21 protein-coding genes are annotated in these 24,678 nt (G+C 69.2%); 5 read left to right on the top strand and 16 right to left on the bottom strand.

The window, feature by feature from the left end; genetic code table 11:
- Positions 1-50: 50 nt before the first annotated feature.
- A complete protein-coding gene (locus tag ACFY3D_RS30610) occupies positions 51-1,055 on the top strand; it encodes a methyltransferase (protein ID WP_350948705.1) in 1,005 nt (334 codons plus the stop codon).
- Positions 1,056-1,391: 336 nt separating this feature from the next.
- Here ACFY3D_RS30610 and ACFY3D_RS30605 read toward each other — a convergent pair whose 3' ends face one another.
- The 6 genes from ACFY3D_RS30605 to ACFY3D_RS30580 form a co-directional block, all read right to left on the bottom strand.
- Entirely contained in the window at positions 1,392-1,931 is a 540-nt protein-coding gene (locus tag ACFY3D_RS30605; RefSeq protein ID WP_350948706.1) for an ATP/GTP-binding protein, read from the bottom strand.
- Between the two features lie 7 nt (positions 1,932-1,938).
- Positions 1,939-2,340, bottom strand: a complete 402-nt coding sequence (locus ACFY3D_RS30600; RefSeq protein ID WP_350948707.1) for a DUF742 domain-containing protein — start codon at positions 2,338-2,340, stop codon at positions 1,939-1,941.
- A 9-nt stretch (positions 2,341-2,349) separates the two neighbouring features.
- Positions 2,350-2,772: a roadblock/LC7 domain-containing protein gene (locus tag ACFY3D_RS30595; protein WP_350948708.1), complete on the bottom strand. Its 423-nt coding sequence runs from the start codon at positions 2,770-2,772 to the stop codon at positions 2,350-2,352.
- The gene (locus tag ACFY3D_RS30590; protein WP_389985641.1) at positions 2,769-5,729 is read right to left on the bottom strand and encodes a nitrate- and nitrite sensing domain-containing protein; all 2,961 of its coding nucleotides are present in this window, start codon (positions 5,727-5,729) and stop codon (positions 2,769-2,771) included. Before ACFY3D_RS30590 ends, ACFY3D_RS30595 begins: the two co-directional genes overlap by 4 nt.
- 197 nt (positions 5,730-5,926) lie before the next feature.
- A complete protein-coding gene (locus tag ACFY3D_RS30585) occupies positions 5,927-7,333 on the bottom strand; it encodes an aminobutyraldehyde dehydrogenase (protein WP_350948710.1) in 1,407 nt (468 codons plus the stop codon).
- 34 nt (positions 7,334-7,367) lie between these two features.
- The gene (locus ACFY3D_RS30580; RefSeq protein ID WP_362925190.1) at positions 7,368-8,507 is read right to left on the bottom strand and encodes a nucleotide disphospho-sugar-binding domain-containing protein; all 1,140 of its coding nucleotides are present in this window, start codon (positions 8,505-8,507) and stop codon (positions 7,368-7,370) included.
- Between the two features lie 257 nt (positions 8,508-8,764).
- Here ACFY3D_RS30580 and ACFY3D_RS30575 point away from each other — a divergent pair, with 257 nt between their 5' ends.
- On the top strand, positions 8,765-9,373 hold the full coding sequence (locus ACFY3D_RS30575; protein ID WP_350948712.1) for a TetR family transcriptional regulator: 609 nt from the start codon (positions 8,765-8,767) through the stop codon (positions 9,371-9,373).
- Here the strand turns inward: ACFY3D_RS30575 and ACFY3D_RS30570 are convergent.
- The 4 genes from ACFY3D_RS30570 to ACFY3D_RS30555 are packed head-to-tail and all read right to left on the bottom strand — an operon-like array spanning position 9,367 to position 13,160.
- Positions 9,367-10,392: an ABC transporter ATP-binding protein gene (locus ACFY3D_RS30570; RefSeq protein ID WP_362897686.1), complete on the bottom strand. Its 1,026-nt coding sequence runs from the start codon at positions 10,390-10,392 to the stop codon at positions 9,367-9,369. The genes ACFY3D_RS30575 and ACFY3D_RS30570 overlap by 7 nt on opposite strands.
- Positions 10,392-11,165 (bottom strand): ABC transporter permease, encoded by a 774-nt coding sequence (locus tag ACFY3D_RS30565; RefSeq protein ID WP_389985638.1) that lies wholly within the window; start codon positions 11,163-11,165, stop codon positions 10,392-10,394. Before ACFY3D_RS30565 ends, ACFY3D_RS30570 begins: the two co-directional genes overlap by 1 nt.
- A complete protein-coding gene (locus ACFY3D_RS30560) occupies positions 11,158-12,039 on the bottom strand; it encodes an ABC transporter permease (protein ID WP_389985635.1) in 882 nt (293 codons plus the stop codon). The genes ACFY3D_RS30565 and ACFY3D_RS30560 overlap by 8 nt, the downstream gene beginning before the upstream one ends.
- Positions 12,036-13,160 (bottom strand): spermidine/putrescine ABC transporter substrate-binding protein, encoded by a 1,125-nt coding sequence (locus ACFY3D_RS30555; RefSeq protein WP_362897680.1) that lies wholly within the window; start codon positions 13,158-13,160, stop codon positions 12,036-12,038. Before ACFY3D_RS30555 ends, ACFY3D_RS30560 begins: the two co-directional genes overlap by 4 nt.
- 394 nt (positions 13,161-13,554) lie before the next feature.
- On the opposite strand from ACFY3D_RS30555, the gene ACFY3D_RS30550 reads away from it, so the two are divergent.
- Positions 13,555-14,445: a hypothetical protein gene (locus ACFY3D_RS30550; protein WP_389985632.1), complete on the top strand. Its 891-nt coding sequence runs from the start codon at positions 13,555-13,557 to the stop codon at positions 14,443-14,445.
- A 46-nt stretch (positions 14,446-14,491) separates the two neighbouring features.
- The gene (locus ACFY3D_RS30545) at positions 14,492-15,445 is read left to right on the top strand and encodes an SIS domain-containing protein (RefSeq protein ID WP_389985629.1); all 954 of its coding nucleotides are present in this window, start codon (positions 14,492-14,494) and stop codon (positions 15,443-15,445) included.
- 97 nt (positions 15,446-15,542) lie between these two features.
- Here ACFY3D_RS30545 and ACFY3D_RS30540 read toward each other — a convergent pair whose 3' ends face one another.
- Together ACFY3D_RS30540 and ACFY3D_RS30535 are read right to left on the bottom strand one after the other, a co-directional pair.
- Positions 15,543-16,139: a DUF742 domain-containing protein gene (locus tag ACFY3D_RS30540; RefSeq protein ID WP_389985626.1), complete on the bottom strand. Its 597-nt coding sequence runs from the start codon at positions 16,137-16,139 to the stop codon at positions 15,543-15,545.
- Between the two features lies 1 nt (position 16,140).
- On the bottom strand, positions 16,141-18,930 hold the full coding sequence (locus tag ACFY3D_RS30535) for a nitrate- and nitrite sensing domain-containing protein (RefSeq protein WP_389985623.1): 2,790 nt from the start codon (positions 18,928-18,930) through the stop codon (positions 16,141-16,143).
- Positions 18,931-19,320: 390 nt separating this feature from the next.
- Here ACFY3D_RS30535 and ACFY3D_RS30530 point away from each other — a divergent pair, with 390 nt between their 5' ends.
- Entirely contained in the window at positions 19,321-20,307 is a 987-nt protein-coding gene (locus ACFY3D_RS30530) for an ABC transporter substrate-binding protein (protein WP_389985620.1), read from the top strand.
- A 95-nt stretch (positions 20,308-20,402) separates the two neighbouring features.
- On the opposite strand, the gene ACFY3D_RS30525 is transcribed toward ACFY3D_RS30530, so the two are convergent.
- The 4 genes from ACFY3D_RS30525 to ACFY3D_RS30510 are packed head-to-tail and all read right to left on the bottom strand — an operon-like array spanning position 20,403 to position 24,545.
- The gene (locus ACFY3D_RS30525; protein WP_350948722.1) at positions 20,403-20,990 is read right to left on the bottom strand and encodes an ATP/GTP-binding protein; all 588 of its coding nucleotides are present in this window, start codon (positions 20,988-20,990) and stop codon (positions 20,403-20,405) included.
- Entirely contained in the window at positions 20,971-21,333 is a 363-nt protein-coding gene (locus tag ACFY3D_RS30520) for a DUF742 domain-containing protein (protein ID WP_350948723.1), read from the bottom strand. Before ACFY3D_RS30520 ends, ACFY3D_RS30525 begins: the two co-directional genes overlap by 20 nt.
- 39 nt (positions 21,334-21,372) lie before the next feature.
- Positions 21,373-21,795: a roadblock/LC7 domain-containing protein gene (locus ACFY3D_RS30515; RefSeq protein ID WP_389773064.1), complete on the bottom strand. Its 423-nt coding sequence runs from the start codon at positions 21,793-21,795 to the stop codon at positions 21,373-21,375.
- Positions 21,792-24,545, bottom strand: coding sequence for a nitrate- and nitrite sensing domain-containing protein (locus ACFY3D_RS30510; protein ID WP_389985617.1), 2,754 nt, complete (start codon positions 24,543-24,545; stop codon positions 21,792-21,794). The genes ACFY3D_RS30515 and ACFY3D_RS30510 overlap by 4 nt, the downstream gene beginning before the upstream one ends.
- Positions 24,546-24,678 lie beyond the last annotated feature (133 nt).

Here is a 24,678-nt window from a genome sequence, read left to right as displayed (position 1 = left end):
ACAAACACGGCTCCCCCTCCGGCCCGCACCCCGGAGAAGAGAGGATTCTCATGAGCGACCCACAGGCACCGGTCTGGGATGCGATCGGCGGTGTATCCCGTTTCGCCGCCCTGGCCGCGATGGCCGAGCTGGGCTGCGCCGACCATCTGCGAGACGGCGCCCTCACCGTCGACGAGCTCGCGCTGCGCTGCGGCGCCGACGCGTCCGCGCTGGGCAGGGTGCTGCGCCAGCTCGCCTCCATGGGCATGGTCACGACGGTCGCGCCCGGCACGTACGAGCTGACCGAGGCCGGTGCCGTCCTCCGCGAGGACACACCCGGCTCGTTGCGCTCCGCCGTACGGATGATCGCCGAGGACGGCTTCTGGTACGGCATGGGCAAGCTCCCGCAGACCGTTCGCAGCGGAAAGTCGGCCTTCGTGGAGCGGCACGGCCCCCTCTACGAATACCTCGGGGCCCACCCCGAGGCGGGCGCGCTGTTCGACGACTACATGGTGGCCAGGGCACAGCCGTTCGCGGACGCGGTGGCCTCCCGCTACGACTTCTCCGGCCTGCGGACCCTGGTGGACGTGGCCGGCGGCAAGGGGCACATCCTGGCCGCGGTACTGAAGGAGTATTCAGATCTCAGCGGGGTGTTGTTCGACCGGGAACGCGTGGTCAGCGGGGCTCGCAGGTTCTTCGCCGAGGCCGGTCTTGAAGATCGGTGCAGTTTCGTCGAGGGCGACTTCTTCGTCTCCGTGCCCGCCGACGCGGACGCCTACCTGCTGAGCAGCGTGATCCACAACTGGTCGGACGAGGACTCCGTACGGATCCTGCGCAGCATCAGGGAGGTCATCCCCGACGACGGCCGGGTGCTGATCGTGGAGTTCGTGGTCCCGGACGACGACCGGCCGCACATCAGCAAGGACGTCGACATGCGGATGCTCGCCCTTTTCGGCGAGGGGATGGAACGCAGCACCGACGAGTACGCGGAACTCCTGGGCAAGTCGGGTTTCCGGCTCAACCGGCAGATAGAACTCACCGCCGGTTCCTCCATCATCGAGGCTCTGCCGATGTAGGAATGCGAACGACGGCCGGTGGCATGAGGTTCACGCCACCGGCCGTCGCCGTTTTGTCCGCCTTTCAGGTGGAACCTCTTTCGCCCGCGACCGCCTTTCACCCGGGATCGTTTTCGCAGGCCGTTTTCGCGCGAGGCCGTTCCCATCCGGATCACCATCATACGACCCGCCTTTCGCACCGCCCGGCTTTCGTCCGGCGCCGTTTTTCGCACAAAAAGAAAATGACCACCGTGAAATCGGTGGCCACATGGGCGATTGACGGCGCGTGCCGTCGGACCGCGGGCGAAGACGGGTGTGGGCCCCGCCCCCGAAGGGACGAGGCCCACACCGGTGACGTCAGACCCTGAGCGTCAGGACGTGCTCGACCAAGGTGATCAAGGTCGACTTCACGGCGTCGCGGGACCGGGCGTCGGTCCGGACGATGGGGATGTGCGGGGAGATCGTCAGAGCCTCCCGTACCTCCTCCTCACCGTGGACGTGCGATCCGCCGAACCCGTTGAGGGCCACGACGAACGGCAGGCCGGCCTCCTCGAAGTAGTCGATCGCCGGGAAGCTGTCGGCCAGCCGCCGGGTGTCGACGAGCACGATCGCACCGATCGCGCCCTTCACGAGGTCGTCCCACATGAACCAGAACCGGTGCTGACCCGGCGTACCGAACAGGTACAGGATCAGGTCGCGGTCCAGCGAGACACGGCCGAAGTCCATCGCGACCGTGGTGGTCCGCTTCGTGGGAATGTGCGAGAGGTCGTCGACGTCCGCACTCGCCTCCGTCATCACCGCTTCCGTGGTCAGCGGCATGATCTCGGAGACCGCACCGACGAAGGTCGTCTTGCCGACACCGAACCCGCCGGCAACAACGATCTTCGTCGACGTCATTCCGGCGTCAGAGCCTGCGAAGCCCACTGAGCACCCTTTCAAGCAAATTGAGATCCGGCTTACCCGCATCCAGCGACGGCTGGTGGATCTGCACCAGGCCCTCGGCCGCCATGTCCGCGATCAACACCCGGGTCACGCCGAGAGGCATGCGCAACAGAGCGGAGAGCTCGGCAACCGAGCGCACCTGCCGGGACAGCGAGATGATCGCCTGATATTCCGTGGAGAGCGTGGTGGGGTCCACGCTCGCGAACGTCGCCGAGGAAACCAGCGCCTCGAGAGCGAGCTGCATCCGGGGAGCGGTCCTGCCCCCGGTCACAGCGTACGGGCGAATCAAACGATCTCGTCCGCTCTTGGCCTGAGGCGTGCTCGGGGGGTCGTCCCCCGGACCACGCCAACCTGGTGCGTCCATATCACCCCCCTATCGCTGAACCGACTGCAGCTCGGCCCGGAGCGCAGGCGTAAGCGCCTGGCCGGCACGCTCTGCGAGCAGTGTCATCTGGTAGGCCACGAGGCCCATGTCGCAATCCGGCGCGGCCAGCACGGCCAGCGCGGAACCGTCGCTGATCGACATGGTCAGCAGGAGGCCCCGCTGCATCTCGATCACCGTCTGTACCACAGGACCGCCCTCGAAGACCCGCGAGGCACCCTGAGTGAGGCTGATCAGACCGGCCGTGATGGCGGCGAGCTGGTCCGCCCTGTCCTTGGGGAAGCCCTGGGAGTAGGCCAGCGGGAGTCCGTCCGTGGAGACGATCACCGCGTGCGCGACTCCGGGCATCTCCTTCACGAACTCGGTGATCAGCCAGTTGAAGCCGCGAGCGGCCTGGCTGAGTTGGTTGTTCACTGCTGGTTCTCTCCCTCGACGGCGTTGGCTCGCTCGCTCATCTCAGCGCGCCCCTGCCGTACGCCTTGCTGGAAACTGGACAGACGGCTGCGTACCCGTTCCGCCGATATCGGCGGCATCGGGGGGGCCGGGGCCGCCTGGGCCGCCGAGGCGGCTCCGGGAACGAGGTTCGCCTTGGGTACCCGCTTGGGAAGGCCCGCTCCGGTCACGCCACCCTCGACGGGCTTCTTCGCGACCTCGGCGGCGGCCCAGCCCTGGTCGGACGGGGTGCTCCACGGCTGCCTCTCGGCCGCGGGCTCGGCCGGCCGCGACGGCTGCCCCTGCTGCTGCGGCGTCCGCTGCGGCAGTGGTTGCGCCTGTTGCTGCTGCGGCGTCCGCTGCGGCAACGGCTGGGCCTGCTGCGCGGGCGGCGGCGTGGAATGCGTGATCTGCGGGATGTTCTGGGTCTCCAGGCCCTGCGGACCCCGCCTCACCCGCTGTTCCATCGGCCGCGGCTTGACCTCCGGCTCCGGTTCCGGCTCGAGCTCGGGCTCCGGAGTGATGGGCGCGCTGCGGCGGAACCAGTCGGATCCCACCGCCTCGAAGATCGGCAGGAACTCCTCGGGCTCCGGTTCCGTCGGCGGCACCTCGACCACGGGAAGGGCCTGGGTGTTCTCCACCGGCTCCAGCCGGCGAGGCGTCCACGGGTCGATCGCGGGCGGGTCCGGCCAGGCCGAGGGGAACGACGGCGGCGCGGTCGACGCGAGCGGGGACGACCACAGGTCCTCCACCGCCGAGGCGGGCACCACCGGCCCCGACCACATGTCCGCGGACGTCGGCATCGGCACCTGGGGAGGCGGCTGGGAAGGCGCCTGGGCGGGCGGCGTGCCGAGACCGGTCGGCTGCCGGGATCCGCGCGCCGCACCGGTCCCGAACGGGTCCGGGTTCGGAGCGGTCCCGAACGGGTCGGGGTTCACCGAGGCGAACGGGTCCTGGTTGGACATGGACCCGAACGAGCCCGGCTGGCCGTCGAAGGAGCCGGACTGCATGCCCTGCCCCGACATGGCCATCTCGGGCATCAACGGGGACTGGGCGACCACCTGCACCGGCAGGAGCACGACGGCGCTGAGGCCACCGGTGTCCGGACGCCTGAGCTGGACCCTGATGCCGTGGCGCATGGCCAGGCGGCCGACCACGAACAGACCCATCCGGCGGGAGACCGACAGGTCGACCGCGGGAGGCTCGGCCAGGCGGCGGTTCGCCTCGGCCAGTTCCTCGTCGCTCATGCCGATGCCGGAGTCGGTGACCGCCAGGATGACGGCGCCCGTCTCGTTGCCGTTGCTGGACACCGTGATCTTGGTGTCCTGCGGCGAGAAGAAGATGGCGTTCTCGACGAGCTCCGCGACCAGGTGGACGATGTCGTTGACGGCCTGGCCGATGATCGAGATGCCCGACTCGACCCGGAGGTTGACCCGCTCGTAGTTCTCGACCTCCGACAGCGAGGCGCGGACGACGTCGCTGAGCGGGACGGGCTCGCTCCACCGGCGGCTCTGCTCCTGACCTGCGAGGACGAGGAGGTTCTCGGAGTTGCGGCGCATGCGGGTGGCGAGGTGGTCCAGCTTGAAGAGGCTGCCCAGCCGCCCTTCGTCCTGCTCGCCCTGCTCCAGGTCGTCGATGAGGTCGATCTGCCGTTCCACCAGCGACTGGGTGCGGCGGGAGAGGTTGACGAACATCGCGTTGATGTTGCTGCGCAGGCGGGCCTCGTCACCGGCGAGCCGGATCGCCTCACGGTGGACCTCGTCGAAGGCCCGGGCCACTTCCCCGATCTCGTCGCGGGAGACCACTCCGATGGAGGGCACCTCGACCTGGGGGGCGTGGTCACCGGACTCGCGCAGCACCCGGACGGTCTCGGGCAGCCGGGTGTCGGCGACCTCGAGCGCCTCGCTGCGCAGCCTGCGCAGCGGTCGCACGAGCGTGCCGGCCACCCAGGCGGTGATGAGCAGGATCATGACCAGCAGGACCAGGATCGCCGCACCGGAGATCATCGCGCTGCGCTGCTCGGCGCTCTGCATCTCCTGGCTGCGGGAGACCACCGCGGACGCCAGCCGGCGCTCGACGGTCCGCATGCCCTCCACCGCCGCGGTGGAGTCGTCGTACCAGACGGCCGCGCTCCTGGCCCAGGTGCGGCCGGTCATCCGTTCCAGCGGCTTGTTCTCGCGCATGAGGGACATGACGAGGGCACGGGTGGCGTCGGCCTGGTCGACCTTGGGGCCGTTCACCGAGTCGCGGAAGCTCTTGACGTCGGTGGCCGAGGCGGTGGCCTGGAAGGCGTTCTCCTCGCTCTGCTGGCTCCGGTAGGCGCCGAGGAGGTCGGCGGGGTCGTCGAAGTCGAACTTACGGTCGAGGAAGCTGATCAGGAGCGTTCCCCGCTGCCTGGCGACCTGCTCCTTGGCCCGGGTCAGCGCGCCCAGCGCGAGCGCGTCTCCGATGAGGCGCTCGTCGCCGCCGCTGCGACCCAGGTCGTCGTGGAGGGTGATGAAGTCGGTGATCATCCGCGTGTACATGCCGAGGGCCGCTCGGGGGAGCACGCTCCCCTCGGCCATCAGCCTGCGCAGGCCGGGGAGCCCGTTGAGCCAGCGGCGGATCTGGGCGACCTCGGTACGGACGCGGGTGGCCTGCGAGGAGTCGAGGGCGTCGATGGCGGCCAGCACCTGGCCACTGCTCCGGTCGACCACGTCGCGCTGATCCCGCACCTTGTTGAGGTTGGCGCGGGTGGTGGCGGCGATGTACCAGGCGGTGAGGTCGCGTTCCTCGGCCATCTCGTGGGAGAGGGTGCCGAGCGAATCGACCAGTCCGGCGACCTGGCTCATCCGGCGGTATCCGTCGGCCGTGGACAGGGCCGTGGTGAGCTGGAGGCCGGTGAGAAGTACGGCCGCGGCGGTCGGGAGCAGGATCAGCGCGACCAGACGGGGACGCACGCGCCAGTTCGCCGGCAGGAGTCGACTGCCCACCCCTGACGCGCGGTGGCTCCGGCGGTCTTGTGTCATCACTGGCCTACGTAACCCCTCGCCGGATTTGGAAGCGGCGGAAGCAATTTGAGCACATCCTTTATGTCACTTCGAATGGAGTAAGTGTGGATATATCCCCACAAAAGGGACATGCGGCATCAAAGCCGTCAGGCCGGTCGGAAGGAATCCCTCACCTCCGGAGCCTGATGTTTGATCATCAGATGGCGGGTCACAGAGTATTCCTGAACCGCCTCCTGACTCATGTCCTTACCGAAGCCACTTCCCTTGACACCGCCGTGCGGCGCCTCGGACGCGATGGGCAGATGGTCGTTCACCCAGGTCACGCCCACGTCGAGCCGGTGCGAGACGCGCAGCGCCCTCGCCACGTCCCTGGACCAGACCGAGGAGGCCAGGCCGTAGGGAGTGTCGTTGGCGAGCCGTACCGCCTCGTCCTCACCGTCGAAGGGCAGGGCCACGAGCACCGGACCGAAAAGTTCTCCCTGAACGATCTCACTGTCCTGCGCCGCGCCCGAAATCAGGGTGGGCGGGTAGTAGAAACCGGGCCCTTCGAGCGGGACACCGCCGTGGAGCACCGAGGCGCCCGCGGCCGCGGCGCGCTCGACGAAGCCGTGAACGCGGTCGCGGTGCGCGGCGGAGATCAGCGGACCGATGTCGGTGGCCGGGTCCCAGGGGTCGCCCACCGTGATCTGGGCCAGCGTCGCGTGCAGCGCCTCGACCGACTCCTCGTACACGTCGCGGGAGATGTAGACCCGGGTCGCGGCGGTGCAGTCCTGGCCGGTGTTGTAGGTGGCGCCCATCGCGACGCCCCTCGCCATCTCGGACAGGTCCGCGTCGCCGAAGACCAGCGCCGGCGCCTTGCCGCCGAGCTCCAGGTGGACCCGCTTCAGCGAGCCGGTGGCGCCACGCATGACGGCGCGGCCGGTCGCGGTGGAGCCGGTGACGCTCACCATGTCGACGCCGGGGTCGGTGACGAGGGCCTCGCCCACCTCCGCGTCGCCCAGAACGACCTGGAACAGACCGTCGGGCGCGCCGGCGCGGGCGAACAGCCGCGCCATCCTGAGCGTGGTGCCGGGGGTCTGCGGGGCGGGCTTGATGATCACGGCGTTCCCCGCCGCCAGCGCGGGACCGATCTTCCATACCGCCATGACCAGGGGGAAGTTCCAGGGGGCGATCGATCCGACGACCCCGACCGGGCGGCGTACCAGCACCGAGGTGTAGCCGGAGCTGAGCACCCCCGCGCCGGTGCCGTCCAGGGAGCGGGCCGCACCGGCGAAGAAGCGGAGGTTGTCGGCCGCGAACGGCAGCTCACCGTCGCGGAAGACCGCGGCGGGCTTGCCGGTCTCGATGACCTCCAGCCGGGTGAGCTCCTCGGCGTCGGCCTCGACGAGGTCGGCGAAGCGCAGCAACACCCTGGACCGTTCGGCCGGGGTCGCCGTGCTCCACTCCTCGAACGCCGCGCGGGCCCGCCGCACGGCGGCGGCCACCTCCTCGATCGAGGTCTCGGCCACCTCCCGCAGGAGGTCGCCGGTCGCCGGATTGATCAACTTGCCCATGGAACTTCCCTTGTCGTGGTGATGCGAAAAGCGATCAGGCCCCTGCCCGCTCGATCAGGTCGGCCGCCTTGCGCAGGCCGTCCCTGCGGCGGATCTCCTCACCCGCGGCGGCCAGGCGCTCGCGCAGCGCGGTGTCGCCCAGCAGCCGCTCCAGCGCGCCGGTCAGCTCCTCGTCGGAGAAGCCGTAGGTGGACAGGCGCACACCGTAGCCGAGCTCGTCGACGCGCTGCGCGTTGTCGTACTGGTCCCAGAACAGGGGCAGCAGGATCATCGGCTTGCCGAAGTGCAGCGCCTCGGTGGTGGTGTTGTTGCCGCCGTGCGTGATGACGAGGTCGACCAGCGGAATGATCTTCGTCTGCGGGACGAACTCGGCACCCCACATGTTGTCGGCCAGCTTGATCTCCTCGTGCAGCGGGCCCTTGGAGACGATGAAGCGGTACGGGGTGGTGGCCAGCACGTCGACGACCCGCTGCATGAGGCCGACGTCCGCCGAGCCGAGCGAGCCGAGCGAGAAGTAGACCAGCGGCCCCTCCTGGCCGGCGAGCGAGTCGGGGAGCTCGAAGCTCTCGTCCGTCTCGCGCACCGAGGAGTCCAGGCGGTGCCAGGAGTCGCCCAGCGGCCGGGCGTCGGTGTAGTCGGCGATCTCCGGGAAGACGTACAGGTTGAGGTCGCCCTCGTGGATGAAGTCCAGGTCCGGCAGCGCGGGGGCGCCCTGCTCGACGACCCACTCGTTGAAGGCCGTCCAGATCTCGCGGTGGGTGCGGTCGTACTCGGCGTTGAAGGCGTCCCACTCGGAACGGTCGTCGGCGGGAAGCCCGGAGAAGACCGGGGCGACGCCCTCCCCGCGCACCTCCAGCGGGTTGCAGGACACGATGCGGACGAACGGCTTGCCCGCCGTCACCAGCGCGGGGAAGGCGATGACGTTGTCCTCGACGATGACATCCGGCCGGACGCGCTCGATAATCGCCTTCAGTTGAGGCTCGCAGTACTTGGCACCGTCGATAAGCGCGTCCCAGATCGGCTTGGTGACCGTCTCCAGCTGTTCCAGGGTCGACTTCCTGTATTCAGGGGCGGTGTCCCTGATGAAGTCCTTCCAGAACTGTCCCGCGTCCTGCTCCTCTTCGGAGGGCGGCGCGAGATCGACAAGGTCCTCCTCGAATCCAAGGGCCTCCAATTTACCCTTCCATGAGGCCTCAGCTGCGAAAACGACTCGATGACCGCGCTTACGAAGAATGTCACCGATGCCGATGCAGTTGTTCGTGGGCCCGTAGGCACTCTCCGGCATGAACAGGATCGTGAGCGACATCACGCCTCCTTGCGTCTAGGGGTTGCGGCTCTTTAGGAATGATTCAATTCTCGGCTGGCAAAAACGCGGGGAAAGGGCCACTATGGACCCCGGCACAGAGCGTGGTTTTCAACGAACGGGGGAGTATGACGCGCAAGGGACGGGCGGACCGGCGCCTGGATCTCATCGCGGCCGCACACCGGGCGATCGTCCGGCACGGCACCGAGGGGGTGCATCTCAACCACGTCGCCGAGGAGGCCGGTCTCACGTCCGGAGCGGTCCTCTACCACTACCCGCGCCTGAGCGAGCTGCTCGTCGACGCCCACCACGCCGGGATGGAACGCTTCTACGAGCAGCGACTCAAGCGGATCAGCGGGATGCGCGACCCCGCGGAGAAGCTCGTGGTGACCATCCGCTCGGGGCTGCCGCACGGCCCGGACGATCCGGACGTCCGGCTGCTCAACGAACTCGGCGGCGCCGCGGCCCGCAACAGGATGTACGCCCTCCTGCTGACCACCCTCTACGACCGCCAGGTCTCGCTCTACCAGAGCATCCTCGACACCGGAGCCGCCCTGGAGACCTTCAGGCTGTCGGGCGACTCCCTGCCCATCGCCCGCAACCTGGTCGCGCTCGAAGACGCGTACGGCTATCGCATAACGGCCCGCCACCCGGTTATCGGCCCGCAGGAGGCGGCGGAACTCATCCTCGTCTACGCCAGGACCGCGACGAACAACCCGCTCAAGTCTTCTCATTGAGGGATCAGCACTCCGTCCCCGTCCGCCCAGCCGAGCGCGACGACGGAACCCGCCCGCACCTGCGTGGCCCCCGGGGTGGCCACCAGGACGGGCGTGGAGCGCCCGCCCACCTGAACCGACACGTGCGAGACGCCGCCGAAGAAGCTCACGTCGACGACCTCGCCGCGCAGCACCCCCTCGTTCCCGATCCTGAGCCGCTCCGGCCGTACGGCGAGCAGCGCGGGCGTGCCGTCGGGCAGGTTCGAGACCCCCGGAAGGATGCCGAGCCCGTCGCCGGCCAGGCCGACCGAGCAGGCCCTGCCGGGGAAGATGTTGTTCGCCCCCACGAAGTCGGCGACGAACGGGGTGCGCGGGCGCTCGTACAGCTCCACCGGGGCGTCCACCTGCTCGACCGAGCCGGCGTTGAAGACCGCGATCCTGTCGGCGAGCGACATCGCCTCCTCCTGGTCGTGGGTGACCACGACGAAGGTGATGCCGACCTCGTTCTGCAGCCGCTTGAGCTCCAGCTGCATCTCCGCGCGCACCTTCTTGTCCAGCGCGGACAGCGGCTCGTCGAGCAGCAGCAGGCGCGGCCGCTTCACGATCGCGCGGGCGAGCGCGACCCGCTGGCGCTGGCCGCCGGAGAGCTGATGCGGCCTGCGCCCGGCCATGGCGTCCAGCCCGACCTTCTCCAGCACCTCGTCGACCCTGCTGCGGATCTCCGCCCTGCCCAGCCTCTCCCGCTCCAGGCCGTAGGCGACGTTCTTCGCCACGGTCATGTGCGGGAACAGCGCGTACGACTGGAACATCAGGTTGACCGGGCGGCGGTGGGCCGCCTGGCCGAGCAGGTCGTCGCCGTCGAGCGTGACGGAGCCCTCGTCGGGTGTCTCGAAGCCCGCCAGGATCCGCAGGAGCGTCGTCTTGCCGCAGCCGCTGGGACCGAGCAGCGCGAAGAACTCGCCCTGCCGGATCTCCAGGGAGACGTCCGACAGCGCCGTGACGTCGCCGAACCGGCGGCTGACACCTGTGATCTTCAGCATTAGGACAGCGACTCCGTCAGTCGGGTCATCCGCTGGGTCACGATGACCGCGGTGAAGCTCACCAGCAGCAGCAGCGTGGCCAGCGCGTTGATCTCGGGGGTGACCCCGAAGCGGACCATTGAGTAGATGACGATGGGCAGGGTCGGCGTGGTGGGCGCCGCCGTGAAGTACGCGATGACGAACTCGTCGATCGAGAGGGTGAACGCCAGCAGCGCCCCCGCCATGATGCCCGGCGCCAGCTGCGGCAACGTCACCCGCAGGAACGTGGTGAACGGCGTCGCCCCCAGGTCTCTGGACGCCTCCTCCAGTGAGGTGTCGGCGCCGGTGAGCCGGGTGCGGACCACGGCGGTCACGAACGCCATGCCGAAGACCGTGTGGGCGAGCAGCACCGAGTGCAGCCCGAGGGTCGACTTGATCGTGGCGTAGAACACCAGCAGCCCGATGGCGAGCACCAGGTCGGGCAGGATCGCGGGCAGCACGCCGAGCGCGTCCAGCGTCCGCGACCTGGTGTGCCTGGCCAGGCCCACGGCGAGCAGGGTGCCGAGCACCGTGGCGAGCACGGTGGAGCCCGCGGCCACGACGAGGGTGTTGACCAGTCCTTCGCGGATCTTGGCGTCTCTGGCGAGGACGCCGTACCAGTCCAGGCTGAAGCCCTCGTAGACGTAGGGGGACTCGCCCGCGTTGAACGACATCACGACGAGCACGACGATCGGCGTGTAGAGGAAGACGTAGGTCACCCAGAAGGGGACGTACAGCAGGCGTGATCTACGCACGTCGGGTACTCCAGGCCTGCAGGAGCAGCAGGACGATCAGCACGGCGATCAGCGCCAGCGCGAGGGTGGACCCGAACGGCCAGTCGCGCGCCTTGAGGAACTGGTCCCTGATCAGGTTGCCGACCATGATGGAACGGCCGCCGCCGAGCAGCTCGGGGATGACGAAGTTGCCGAAACTCGGCACGAAGACGAACAGGCAGCCGGTGAGCACCCCCGGCAGGGTGAGCGGCAGCGTCACCGACACGAACGTGCGCGCGGGTGAGGCGCCGAGGTTCGCCGAGGCCTCGCGCAGTTGCGGGTCGAGCTTCTCGATCGCCGCGTACAGCGGCAGGACCATCAGCGGGAGGTACGAGTAGATCAGGCCGGTGACGATGGTGCCCTGGTTGTAGAGCAGTTCCAGCGGGCTGTCGATCAGTCCCAGGTCCATCAGCGTGCTGTTGACCAGGCCCGGACCGCTCAGCAGGATGATCCAGGCGTAGATGCGGATCAGGAAGTTGGTCCAGAACGGCAGCACGATCGCCACCAGGGCGATCGTCTTCCACTTCCGCGGGAGCTGGGCGATGAGATAGGCCGTCGGATAGCCCACCAGCAGGGCGATCAGTGTCGCGATCGTGGCCAGCTTCAGCGAGCCGAGCACGATCTCCAGATAGAGCGGGTCGAGCAGCCGGGTGAAGTTCTTCCCGGTGACCTCGTAGACCACCCCGCCGAACCGGCCCCTGCGGAAGATCGTGAAGCTGATGAGCAGGGCGAGCGGTACCAGCAGGAAGACGAGCAGGTAGATCAGGCCGGGCCCCAGGAAGACGAGCCTTCCCAGCGCACGCGACCGGCGCGCCCGCGATCTCGCGGACGCGCCGGAAACGGCGGAACGTGTCACTGCTTCGCCGTGACCTCGGTCGCGAGCTGGGTGAACTTGGCCGAGTCCTCGCCCAGGTCGATGATCGACTCGCCCTTGAGCAGGTCGGAGGGGCTCATCTGCAGCGGGGCGTTGTCAGCCTTGAGCTTGGGGTCCAGCGCGTCCATCGCGGCCTTGTTCGGGACCTTGTAGAGGATGTTCTCCGCGGCCCAGGCGTGGACCTTCGGGTCCAGGATGTAGTTGATGAAGGCGTGTCCCGCCTCCTTGTTCTTGGAGGACTTCAGCACGACCATGGTGTCCACCCACAGGTCGCTGCCTTCCTTCGGCACCACGAACTTGATGTTCTTCTCGGTGGTCGGGCACCAGCCGTCCCACGCCTCGACCATCACGGCCTCGCCGCTCTTGAGCATGTCTCCGAAGGTGACGTCCTCGTACTTGAGCAGCTTCGGCTTGGCCTCCTCCAGCTTCGCCTTGACCTTGGCGAGCTCCTCGTCGCTCCTGGTGTTGACCGAGTAGCCGAGTGCCTTGATGGCGGGAAGGGCGAGCCAGCGCTCGGTGGTCATCATCGTGACCTTCTTCACCGCGTCCGCCGGCGGGTTGAGAATATCGTTCCAACTCGTCGGAGGCGTCTTCACCAGGTCGGTGCGGTAGCAGATGCCCGTGGTGCCCCAGGTGTAGGGAACCGAGAAGACGTTGCCCTTGTCGTAGGACAGCTCCTTGGCCTCGGGGTAGAGGTTCGCGAGGTTGGGGATCAGCTCGGGGCTGAGCTGCTCGAGCAGTCCGGCCTCGTTGAGCGCCTGGGCGTACTGGCCGGAGACGAAGGCCACGTCGATGCCGGTGTCGGCGCCGCTGGTGAGCTTCGCCATGACGTCCTCGTTGGTGGCGTGCTCCGTCACCTTGAGGGTCGTCTTGAGGTTGTCCTTGATCCTCTGGGGCAGGTCCTCGGGCGTATAGCCTGTCCAGACAGAGATGGTGATGCTCTGCTTGGAAAGGTCCGCGTTGGGGTTGAGCTGCGCCGTCGAGGCACCGGCGGCGGGCGCGGCGGAGTCCGCGGCCTCCCCGCCACATGCCGAGACTGCGAGCGCGAGACCGGCGGCCAGGGCGGCGGCCGGAAGACGACGGGTGTACCGGGTGCGGGACACGACCGCTACTCCTTCAGAATTCAGTGTAAGTGGGGTAGACCGGCCGTAAGGGACACGGCAGACCAAAGCAGGAGTGTTGCAGTCAACATTAACTTGAGCAAGACTTCCACCGACATCACCACTGGAGAGTTTGGTCCGTTTGTTAAATCCTGCTTCAATCTGGCACCGGATCGACACGGTCCCCAAGGCCGGCGACGGGCGGACCGGCGAGCTCGTCGAGGCTCTGACCTGTGATGTTCCCGCCCCATTCGGTGTACGGAGATTCCACTCACTCCCCGTAACGATCACTTCTCTTTCCTCAATCGACACTCAATCGTCATCGAGTGCAGCGGCCGAACGAGGGTTCGAGGTCGATCAGACCAACTATTCGGTGGTCGTCGGCGAGAAGGTCGTTGTGAAATGGCTCACCCCGCCCGCGCCGCTCCCCCACCCCACACCCGACATGTTCGCGCACCTCACGTCGGTCGGTTTCACCGCGACCGCGACGCCGTACGCGTCCGTCTCCCGGCGCGCCGACGACGGCTCCGAGCTGCTGCTCGCCCTCGTCACCGCGTACCTGCCCGGGGCCGGTGACGGCTGGGAGTGGTGCGTGGACGAGGCCGTCTCGCGCGGCACCTCCTTCGCCGTCGACCTGGGCGTCCTCGCCGCCGACCTGCACGCGGCGATGGCGACCCCCTCCGCGACCTTCCCCACCCCTGTCAGGCGGGCGGAGGCGGTACGGGCGGGAGAGAGCCCGTGGTCCCTCCGGGCGGGCGAGGCCCTGGCGGAGGCACTCGCGCTGACCGACGGCGAGGACGGCGACTGGCTCGCGGAGCGCGCCGACGCGCTCCGCGCCGAGCTGGCGCCCCTCGCCCGGGTGGGGGCCACCCCGTTGATCCGCATCCACGGGGACCTGCACGTCGGCCAGATCCTGCGCTGGCGGGACGGCTACGCGGTGATCGACTTCGACGGCAACCCGACCGTCGCGGGCGCCGACCCCTTCCAGCCCGCGGCCCGCGACCTCGCCCAGCTCACCACGAGCCTCGAACACGTCGGCCAGGTCGCGATCAGGCGCCGCGACGCGGACCCCGCGATGATCGCCGGGTGGTCCACCACGGCCCGCGCCGCCCTGGAGTCGGCCTACCTCAGGCGGCTGAACGAGCTGGGGCACGCCGCCCTGCTGGACCGTTCCCTGCTGCGCCCCTTCGAGATCGAGCAGGAGTGCCGCGAGCTCGTCTACGCGGCCAGGCATCTTCCCCGCTGGCGCTACGCCCCGATGGGCGTGCTGCGCTCCCGATACCGCTGATCCCGGCGAACCCGCCGAATCCGCTGTTCCCCACGAAGGAGACCCCGTGATTCCCGACCTGTACCTCGCCGACCTGGAGGCCAAGCCCGCCGCACTGGCCGCCCTCGCCGGCACCCTGGAGGCGGGCGATCCCTTCGCGGGGATTCCCGCCGGAATCCGGCGGGTGCTCCTCCTCGGCATGGGCAGCTCCCGGTACGCCGCCCAGGTGGCCGCGCTGCGCCTGCGGGCCGCGGGGATCGACGCCGTGGCCGAGTACGCCTCCGCCGCGGCGTCCTACCCGCCGAGCCCCGACACCCTGGTGGTCGCCATCTCCGCCACCGGCGGCAGCCGGGAGACCCTGGACGCGGTCGCCCGCCACCGGGGCCGGTCCTTCGTCCTCGCGCTGACCAACCACCCGGACTCGGCCGTCACCGAGGGTGCGGACCTGGTGGTCCCGATGGTGGCGGGCGAGGAGCGCGGCGGTGTCTCCTGCCGGACCTTCCAGCACACCCTCGCCCTGCTCCTCGCACTCGGCGAGCGTCTCACCGCATCGGGCGGGGACGTACCCGGGTTGATCAGCCGTACGGCCGAGGCCACCGCCGACCTGCTCGACCGCCGCGACGAGTGGCTGGAGCCGGTCGCGACGCTGCTCGACGGCCCGAACGGCGTCTACACGATCGCTCCCGCCGAGCACCTGTCCTCGGCCGAGCAGTCGGCCCTGATGTTCCGCGAGGGGCCCCGCAGGGCGGCCGACGCGTGCGAGACCGGTGACTGGGCCCACGTGGACGTCTACCTCACCAAGACCCTCGACTACCGCGCCATCCTCTTCCCCGGCTCCCGCTACGACGAGCAGGCCATGGACTGGATCCGGCAGCGCGGCTCCACCGTCCTGACGGTCGGCGGCGAGCTTCCCGGCGCCAAGGCCTCCGTCCGCTACCGCCACGACGACGACCCCGACGTGGCGCTCCTGACCGAGACCCTGGTGGCCGAGCTCGTCGCCGCCCGCTGGTGGCTCGCCTGAGACCGGCGTCCGCTCCGCCTGACGCGGGACGCCCGCCGTCCCGTGTTCCGCACCCGTACCGGATCTCCGTGAGACGCGGCGCGTGCGAGGAACGGGCCTATTCCTTGAGGTGGTTGAGTACGCGTTCGAGGAGGTCGGGCCCGGGACCCGCCGCGCTGACCCGGGGGTGGTGGATCCGCACCAGCCCTTCGGACTCCATGTCGGAGACCAGGACGCGGGTGACGCCGAGGGGGACCCCCAAAAGCGCGGATATCTCAGCGATCGAGCGGATACTTCGGCACAGATCGCTGATGAAACGATATTCCCGGATATAGGAGAGACCGAGCGGGGCCGTGGTCGTGGTCGAGACGAGTGCCTCCATGGCGAGCTTGGAACTCGGGACGACCCGCCCCCCGGTCACCGCGTACATCCGGATCAGCGAGCTCTCCTCCTCGGCCGGCTCCTCGTCCTCGTCCTCGGACGCGTATCCGAAGCGCCCGCCCCGCCGGGCCCCGGCCGTCTCCTCCTGAGCCTCGTATCCCCGCGCCCCGGCCGCGCCGACGAACGGCACGAACCCCGCCCTCTCCTCCGGAAAGCCGTATCCCCGCGCCCCGGCGGAAAACCCGTACCGAGGCGTGTCGTCCCACCGCTCCTGCCATGAGGAGGCCCGGCCGTCGGGAAGCTCCCGCCCCTGGTCCCGGTTGTCGGCCCGCACGCTACCCCTCCCTGTCCGGGAGCTCGTTGCGTGCCCTGCGCACACCCTCCTGGAAGCTCGACATGCGGCTGCGCATCTGCTCCGGCGAGAGGCGCGGCGCGTCCGGCGCGGGGGACGGCTCGGGTCCCGCGACCGGCGCGACCGAGCCGGGGACCAGGTTGGCCCGGGGGGTGCGTCTGGGCAGGCCTGCCTCGGTCGTACCGCCGTGCGCCGGAGCGCTCACCGCCTGCGCGGCCTGCCAGCCGCTGTCACCGGGCGAGGTCCACGGCTCCGGCTCGACCGGCGACTCCTCCGGCGCGGAGTCGTCGGGAGCGTCGTCCCCCTCGGGGCGGGCCGTCTCCGCACCGGAGTCCCCGGCGGGATCGGCGATCCGGAACCAGGCGGACTCGACCGCGGCGAAGATCGGCAGGAAGTCGTCCTCCCGCTCGGCCGGGACCTCGCCGGCGAGGGGGTCGGACGATCCCGGAAGAGGATCGAACAGACCGGGGGGCGGCTGCGGGAACTCCCCTCGCTCCCCCGGAGGACGGAACCGCTCCGCGGGCGGGCTCCACACGTTCCGCTCGGTCGCGTCCGGCCCGCCCTCCTCGGTGAGAGGTGCCTGCGTGACCGTGGGCGCCGCGAACACGGGAACTCCCCGGTGCGGGAACGGCGCGGGCGCGTCACCCGGGACGTGCGGGAACGGCGAGTCGGGTGAATCGGGCGCCTCACCGGGGAACAGGTGACCGGTCTCGCCCTGCGGGAAGCCGACCACACCGGCGGGCAGCCCCGCGCTCGGCGACGTACCGGGGAAGACGGCCGAGGGCCGCGAGGAACCGGGCATCTGTTCCCCGATGGGCGGCAGGACGAGAAGCGACTCCGGGAGCAGGACCATCGCGGCTAGACCGGAGTCCTGCGGGCGGAGCTGGACGCGGATACCGTGCTTGAACGCGAGGCGGCTGACGACGAACAGGCCCATGTGGCGGGCGACCGAGGCGTCGGCGGCCTGCGGGTTCGCCAGCCGCCAGTTGGCCTCGGAGAGCTCGTCGAGCGTCATGCCGATGCCCTTGTCGGTCACCGACACCATCACGCCACCGCCGTCGATCCGGCTGTCGGACACCGTGACCCTCGTGGTCGGCTGCGAGAACGAGACGGCGTTCTCGATCAGCTCGGCGAACAGGTGGACCACGTCGCTCACCGCGGGACCCGCGACGGCGACCTCCGCCCGGACCCGGTTCGTCACCCGCTCGTAGTTCTCCACCTCCGACAGCGAGGCCCTGACCACGTCCATCAGCTCGACCGGCTGCCTCCAGCGCCGCGCCACCTCCTGTCCGGCGAGGACGAGCAGGTTCTCGCTGTTGCGGCGCATCCGGGTGGCGAGGTGGTCGAGCTTGAACAGGTCCGCCAGCCGCTGGTCGTCGCGCTCGCCGCGCTCCAGCCGCTCGACCAGGGTGAGCTGGCGTTCCACCAGGGTCTGGCTCCGCCTGGAGAGGTTGACGAACATCGCGTTCACGGTGTTGCGCAGCCTCGCCTCCTCCCCCGCCAGCCGGACCGCCTCCCGATGGACCTCGTCGAACGCCCTGGCGACCTCGCCGATCTCGTCACGCGACAGTACCCCGATCGGTGACACGTCGGCGACCATGCTCTCACCGTGCCCACCGTGCGATTCGCGAACCCGCTGGACGTACGCGGGCAATCTCTCCCCCGCGACCTCCAGGGCCTCCCTGCGCAGCCGCCGCAGCGGCCTGACCAGCGAGCGCACCACCCAGATGGTGACCACCAGCACGAGCGCCATCAGGGCGGCGACGGCCGCGGCGACCATCAGGGCACGGTTCTGCTCGTCGTCGCCGAGTTGCTGGCTGCGCGCGACGATGACCTGGGCGTGCCGCTCCTCTGCCTCGCGCATGTGGCCGATGGTGACGGTGACCGCGTCGTACCACTCCTTGGCGTCGTCCTTCCGCTCCAGGTCCAGGCCCTTCAGCGAGTCGCCGGAGGCGGCGCGGAGCAGGACCAGCTCGCGGATGAGGTCGGCGCGTTCTGCGGTGCGGCCGTTGACGGTCTCGTCGAAGAGGCGGCGCTCCCTGCTTCCGGCCTCGGCGGCGAAGGTCCTGCGCTCGTTGCGCTCGATGGAGATCGCGCCGAGGAACTGCTCCATCTGTCCCTGCTCGAACCGTCCCGCCACGAGCACCACCGCGAGCAGCGCCCGTTGGAGGGAGAGTGCCTCCTTGGCACGGGCGAGCGCGTCCAGGGTGAGCGCCTGGCCGAAGAGGACGTCGTCGTCGCTGCCCTTGCCGAGTTCGTCGTGCAGGGAGAGCAGGTCGGCGATGACCAGGGAGTAGGCGGCGATGGTCGCGTCGGGCAGCAGCGTCGACTTCAGTGCCTGGTCGCGCAGCAGGTGAAGGTCGTCCAGACGGGTGATCGCGGTCTCGATCTCGTCCCTGGTACGCCCGCTCACCCCCTCACCGAGCAGCGAGCCGCTCTCACGGACGCGCTCCGCGGAGCCGTCGACCAGATCCATCTGGGCCCTGATGTTCCTTACGCCGCCCTCAGGGCGGCCGAGGGCGATGAACCAGGCGGTGCGATCGCGTTCCTCGGCCAGCTCATGGGTGAGCGCGCCGACGCGGGCGGAGAGCCGGGCGAGGTCGTTGACCCGCTGGTAGTCGCCCGCCGCGCGCAGCGAGGCCACTACCTGGACACCGCCGAGCAGCACCGCGGCGATGGAGGGCACCAGAACGAGCGCGACGAGGCGACGGCGCACCCGCCAGTTCCGCAGGCGCAGGCGGCTGCCCGCGCCCTGGATCTCGTGTGTACTCACCGAACGCTGCCCTCTCGGTGGATGAACCCCCTGGCCGAATTTCCTGTGGTTCCCGGCAATTCGAGCACATATCAACCGGTGGGGCCAAGCGAACGCAGCTCTATAGATGCGTATTCGTGGTGAAGCAGGGACCGCATCCGGAGCTCCAGCTACGACTGGAACTCCGGTTTCGGTCAGCCGAATAATCTTATTAGAAACTTCCGGACCCCTATGGCCGTTTGCATCGTTCCAAACAGAGGAGGATGGAGGCATCCCCGGCGAGCTCCCGAGGAGCGTGACATCGTGATGCACGATATTCGCGATTCGCGCCATACCTCGACCCCCTGCATCCGTAGTTCTCACCGTGCACCCCGGCCCGCCGAGCCCGGGTGGCGGGCCCTGGAGGAGACCGTGGCCACCCCCGGCGACGCCGCGCGTCAGGTTCGCGGCTCCCGCTCGACCGTTCGTGCCCTGCCGGTGCTCATCGCACTGCTCCTCTCACTCGCCGCCTGCACCGGGGAGGCGGTCGCACCCGCGCCCCGGGCATCCGACGGCGAGACCGTGAGGATCGCCGTCAACGGGTGGGCGGGCTCCGAGGCGAGCGCCGCGGTCGTCGGCCGCCTGCTCACCCAGGAGCTCGGCTACCGGGTGGAGACGGTGAGGCTCGACCCGCTCCAGTCCTGGGAAGGGCTGGAGAGGGGCACGGTGGACGTGATCCTGGAGAACTGGGGGCGGGAGGCCCTGAAGCGGACCTACATCGAGGAGAAGAAGGTCGCGGTCTCCGCGGGAAGGAGCGGCCCCACGGGGGTCGTCGGCTGGTACGTCCCCCAGTGGATGGCGGACGAGCATCCCCAGATCACCGACTGGCGACAGCTCAATAAGTACGCGCACCTTTTCAAAACGGATAAATCCGGCAATTTAGGTCAACTGCTCGACGGGGATCCCTCGCATGTCACCAACGACGAGGCCCTGGTCCGCAATCTCGGCCTCCACTACAGGGTCGTCCACGCGGGCAGCGAGAAAGCGCTGATCGACGCGGCCAGGCGGGCGGCCCGCAACCGGACCCCGCTGCTGATGTACTTCTACGAGCCGCACTGGCTTTTCGGCCAGATCAAACTGGCGAAGGTCAACCTTCCGCCGTACGCGATCGGCTGCGACGCCGACCCTGCCAGGATCAGGTGCGACTACCCGCCGTACCTGCTCGACAAGATCGTGAGCAGGCGGTTCGCCGACACCGGCGGCAGGGCCTACGAACTGGTCAGGAACTTCAACTGGACGAGCGAGCAGCAGAACGCGGTGGCGAGCGACATGACCGACAATGGCCTCGGCGCCCCCCAGGCGGCCCAGAAATGGATCGACGCCAACAAACTAACCTGGAAGGAGTGGGTGCCGGGCTGACGACTCCCGGCTCACGCCCCGCCGGGGAAGACTCGGGCCCCTTCTCCGGAGACGACCCCGCCGAGCACGGAACCGTCCCGGAGAAAAACGCCGGACTACGCGGACGTCCCAGAGGCCGTGCGGACCCGCAGAACATGCTCGACCAGAGTGATCAGCGTGCGCTTGACGGAGTCGCGGGAGCGTGCGTCGGTCCGCACGACGGGAATGTGCGGAGCCAGCGTCAGCGCCTCCCGCACCTCCTCCTCGTGGTGCGGGAACTCCCCGTTCCAGCCGTTGACACCGACCACGAACGGAAGCTTGGCCTCCTCGAAGTAGTCGATCGCCGGGAAGCCGTCGGCGAGCCGGCGGGTGTCGATCAGAACCACCGCACCGATCGCGCCGCGGACCAGGTCGTCCCACATGAACCAGAACCGGTGCTGACCCGGCGTACCGAACAGGTACAGGATCAGGTCACGGTCCAGGGAGAGCCGGCCGAAGTCCATCGCGACCGTGGTGGTCGTCTTGTGGGGAGTCAGCCCGAGGTCGTCGATCCCGGCGCTGGCGTCGGTCATCACCGCCTCCGTGGTCAGCGGCAGAATCTCCGACACCGAACCCACGAACGTGGTCTTGCCGACACCGAACCCGCCCGCGACAACGATCTTCGTTGACGTCAGGCCACTCTGGCTAGAGCCTGCGAAGTCCACTGAGAACCCTTTCGAGCATGTTGAGGTCCGGTTGTCCCTCGTTGAGATGCGGCTGGTGGATACGGACGAAGCCCTCATCGACCATATCGGCCACCAGCACGCGGGCCACGCCGAGCGGAACCTTCAGGAGAGCAGATATCTCGGCGACCGAACGATACGAACGACAGAGCCTGATGATCGCATCCTGTTCGGGGGTGAGCAGCGCCAGGTCCTCCTCCATGATGAAGGAGGAGGAGACCAGTGCCTCCATCGCCAGGTGGAAACGGGGCTCCGACCTGCCACCGGTCACGGCGTACGGACGGAACAGAGGCTCGTCGTCCTCGGTTCCGTCAATCCCGAGCACGGGCCTCTCCCGTGATGAGACCGAGCGGGAGCGCGGTCATCACCGGCCCCGGGAAGACTGCAGCTCGGCGCGGAGCGCCGGGGTGAGCACCTGTCCCGCCCGCTCGACGAGCAGGGTCATCTGGTAGGCCACCAGACCCATGTCGCAGTCGGGGGAGGCGAGCACGGCGAGCACGGAGCCGTCGCTGATCGCCATGACCAGCAGCAGGCCACGCTCCATCTCGACCACGGTCTGGGTGACGGCGCCCCCCTCGAACACCCGCGAGGCACCCACCGTCAGGCTGAGCAGTCCCGCCGCGACCGCGGCGAGCTGATCCGCCCTGTCCGGCGGAAACCCCTCGGAACTGGCGATCCTCAGCCCGTCGGCGGAGACGCACACCGCGTGCGCGACACCGGGTGTGCCACGGACGAACTCGGTGATCAGCCAGTCGAACCTGCGTGCCTCATGACTCAGGGTCGTCACGAGCCTTCCTCCTCGTCAACCAGGCTTCTGGTGGTGGTTTCGACTACTTCGGCGCGGCCCCGCCGTACGCCTTGCTGGAAGCTCGACAGACGGTTGCGCACCCTGTCCGGCGACAGGGGCGGCATGGGGCCGGCCGGTACGGCCGCGGCCGTACCGGGTACGAGGTTCGCCTTGGGGGTGCGTTTGGGCAGCCCCGCCGCGGTCACCCCGCCGAGCGAGGGTTCACTCGCCGCCTGGGCGGCGCGCCACCCGGCGTCGGCCGGGGTGTTCCAGCTGTCGGGCTCCTCCGCCGGAACGGACTGCTCGGCGGCCATCGCCCCCACCTGCTCTCTCGTCCGCGGTGTCTCGTGAGCCGGCATGCCGGTCGGGGGTGTCGGCTCCTCCGGCTCGTAGGACCCGCCCTCCGGCCCGGCGCCCTCGGAGCGGCGGAACCAGGCGGACTCGATCGAGGCGAAGATGGGCAGGTACTCCTCCTGCCCGCCTTCGAGCGAGGAGACACCCACCGTGGGCATCTCCTCCGCCGTCTCCTCGTACGAGGACTGGCTCCAGGCGGAGAAATCGGAGGCGGGAGGAGCACCGTTGCCGTTGACCTGACGCTTGGGCAGGGGCTGGCCACCTCCCTCGGAGGTACCGGAGGAAACCGGCCAGTCGTGGGCCGGGCGGTCGGCGGAGCCGAACGAGGGCAGGTCCACGGACGCCTGCCCGAACGAGGTCTGTCCGAAAGGATCACGTCCGAACGGGTCCTGCCCGAACGGAGACTGCCCCTGCTCGAACGAGGGGTGGGTGTGTCCCAGCCCCGGCTGGGACTGCCCGTAGGAGAACTGCTGAACGGGCGGGCGACCCGCGGTGGACGGCTGGGCGGAGAGATCCCGCGAGGAAGCCTGCTCGTCACCCCACGAGGGCGTCTGCACCGGCTGGGTCGCCTGGACGACGAGCGCGGGCGGGAACAGGACCATGGCGACGAGACCGCCGCCCTCCTGCGGGCGCAGCTGGACCCGGATGCCGTGGCGCAGCGCGAGGCGGCCGACCACGAACAGGCCCATGCGCCGCGACACCGAGACGTCGACGACGGGCGGGTCGGCCAGCCTGCGGTTCGTCTCGACCAGTTCCTCGTGGGTCATGCCGATGCCCGGGTCACTCACCGCGAGCAGTGCGCCGCCGCCCTCGATCATGCTGCTGGAGACCACGACCTGGCTCGTCCGGGGGGAGAACTGGATGGCGTTCTCCACCAGCTCGGCGACCAGGTGCACGATGTCGTTGGCGGCGCTGCCCGCGACCGAGATCGTCCGGTGCACCTTGACCTGGACCCGCTCGTAGTCCTCGACCTCCGACAGGGAGGCGCGGACGACGTCGACGAGCTTGGCCGGCTGGCTCCGCCTGCGGGTCGGCTCGTGACCCGCGAGGACCAGGAGGTTCTCGGAGTTACGGCGCATGCGGGTGGCCAGGTGGTCGAGCTTGAACAGGTCGGCCAGGCGGCGGCCGTCCTCCTCGCCCTTCTCCAGACCGTCGATGAGCGAGATCTGCCGCTCGACCAGGGTCTGGGTGCGCCGCGACAGGTTGACGAACATCGCGCTGATGTTGGACCTGAGCTCGGACTCCTCGGAGGCGAGGCGGACGGCCTGCCGCTGCACCTCGTCGAAGGCCCTGGCGACCTCCCCGATCTCGTCGCTGGTGTCGATCGAGATGAGGTCGACGTCGGGCTCGCGGGCGTCGCCGGAGACCCGGAGCCGTCGCACGATCTCGGGAAGCCTGAAGCTCGCGACCTCCAGCGCCTCGGCGCGCAGACGGCGCAGCGGCGTCACCATCGAGCGGGCGATGACGACCGTGAGTCCGAGCACCAGCAGGAGCAGCAGCAGGATCAGCCCCGCGGTGATGATCGCGTTGCGCTGCTCGGCGTCCTGCAGATCCCTGGCCCGGGTGACCACGTCACCGGCGACCTTGTTCTCGACCTTCCGCATCTGGTCGAGGACCACGGCGTTGTCCGAGAACCACTGCTTGACCTCGTTGAAGTTCGACAGCAGCCGCCCGGTGCGCGCGGGATTGCTGGCGAGCACGATGACCCTGGCCTTGGTGAGCTCGGCCCGGTGGACCCTCTCGTCGATCAGGGCGCTCGCGAGAAGCTGCGCGTTCGCCGGGGTCGACTCGACGCCGAAGTCAGCCTGGTACTCGTCCATCCGGGAGCGGGAGGCGATGAACTTCTCGATCTCCTGCGGGGTGATGAGCGAGGGCGCGTAGTAACCGGCCAGCAGCCGGGCGCGCTGCTTGGAGACCTCCTCCTTGGCGTACGCCAGATCGCTGAGCGCGCGGGTGTTACCGACGATCTCCGGATCGTCGCTGACCAGGGTGAGCTCCTCGTGGAGTGTCAGCAACGGAGCGATCATGAAACTGTATCGTTCCATCCGGTTGATACCGGGCAGAGCACGCAGCGCGGGGAGGCCGTCCAGCTGGTAGGTCACGTTCTTGGCCGCCTCGACGATCCTGGCTCCGTAGGAGTCGTCGATCGCCTGGACTTCCTGCCGCACCTTCCTCACCAGCGCGTCCACGGTCTTCCGCTGCGCGTCGGAGCTGTCCTTCAGGCTCTTGTTCGTGGGCTGGAACGACGACCAGGCACCGCGGTCACGCTCCAGGCCGAGCGCCTGGGCGAGGTCGCGGAGTCCACCGGAGTACTCCGCCGCGGCGGCGGTCCGCTGGTAGACCGCCACACTGTCGATGGAGGCCACCACCCGCGTGCCGGCGAGTACGACACCCACCGCCGTCGGAACCAGGATCAGGGCCGTCAGGCGCGAACGGACGCGCCAGTTCTTCAAACCGAAGCGGGCGGCAGGCCGCTTAGCGCGGTCGGGTGCCGAAGCGCCCCCGCCCTCGGATGTCGCCGTAGTCACC

This window comes from Streptosporangium sp. NPDC000509, assembly GCF_042898365.1.
Lineage (GTDB): Bacteria > Actinomycetota > Actinomycetes > Streptosporangiales > Streptosporangiaceae > Streptosporangium.
The sequence above is the reverse complement of the archived record's forward strand: the minus strand, read 5'-3'. Positions and strand labels throughout refer to the sequence as shown.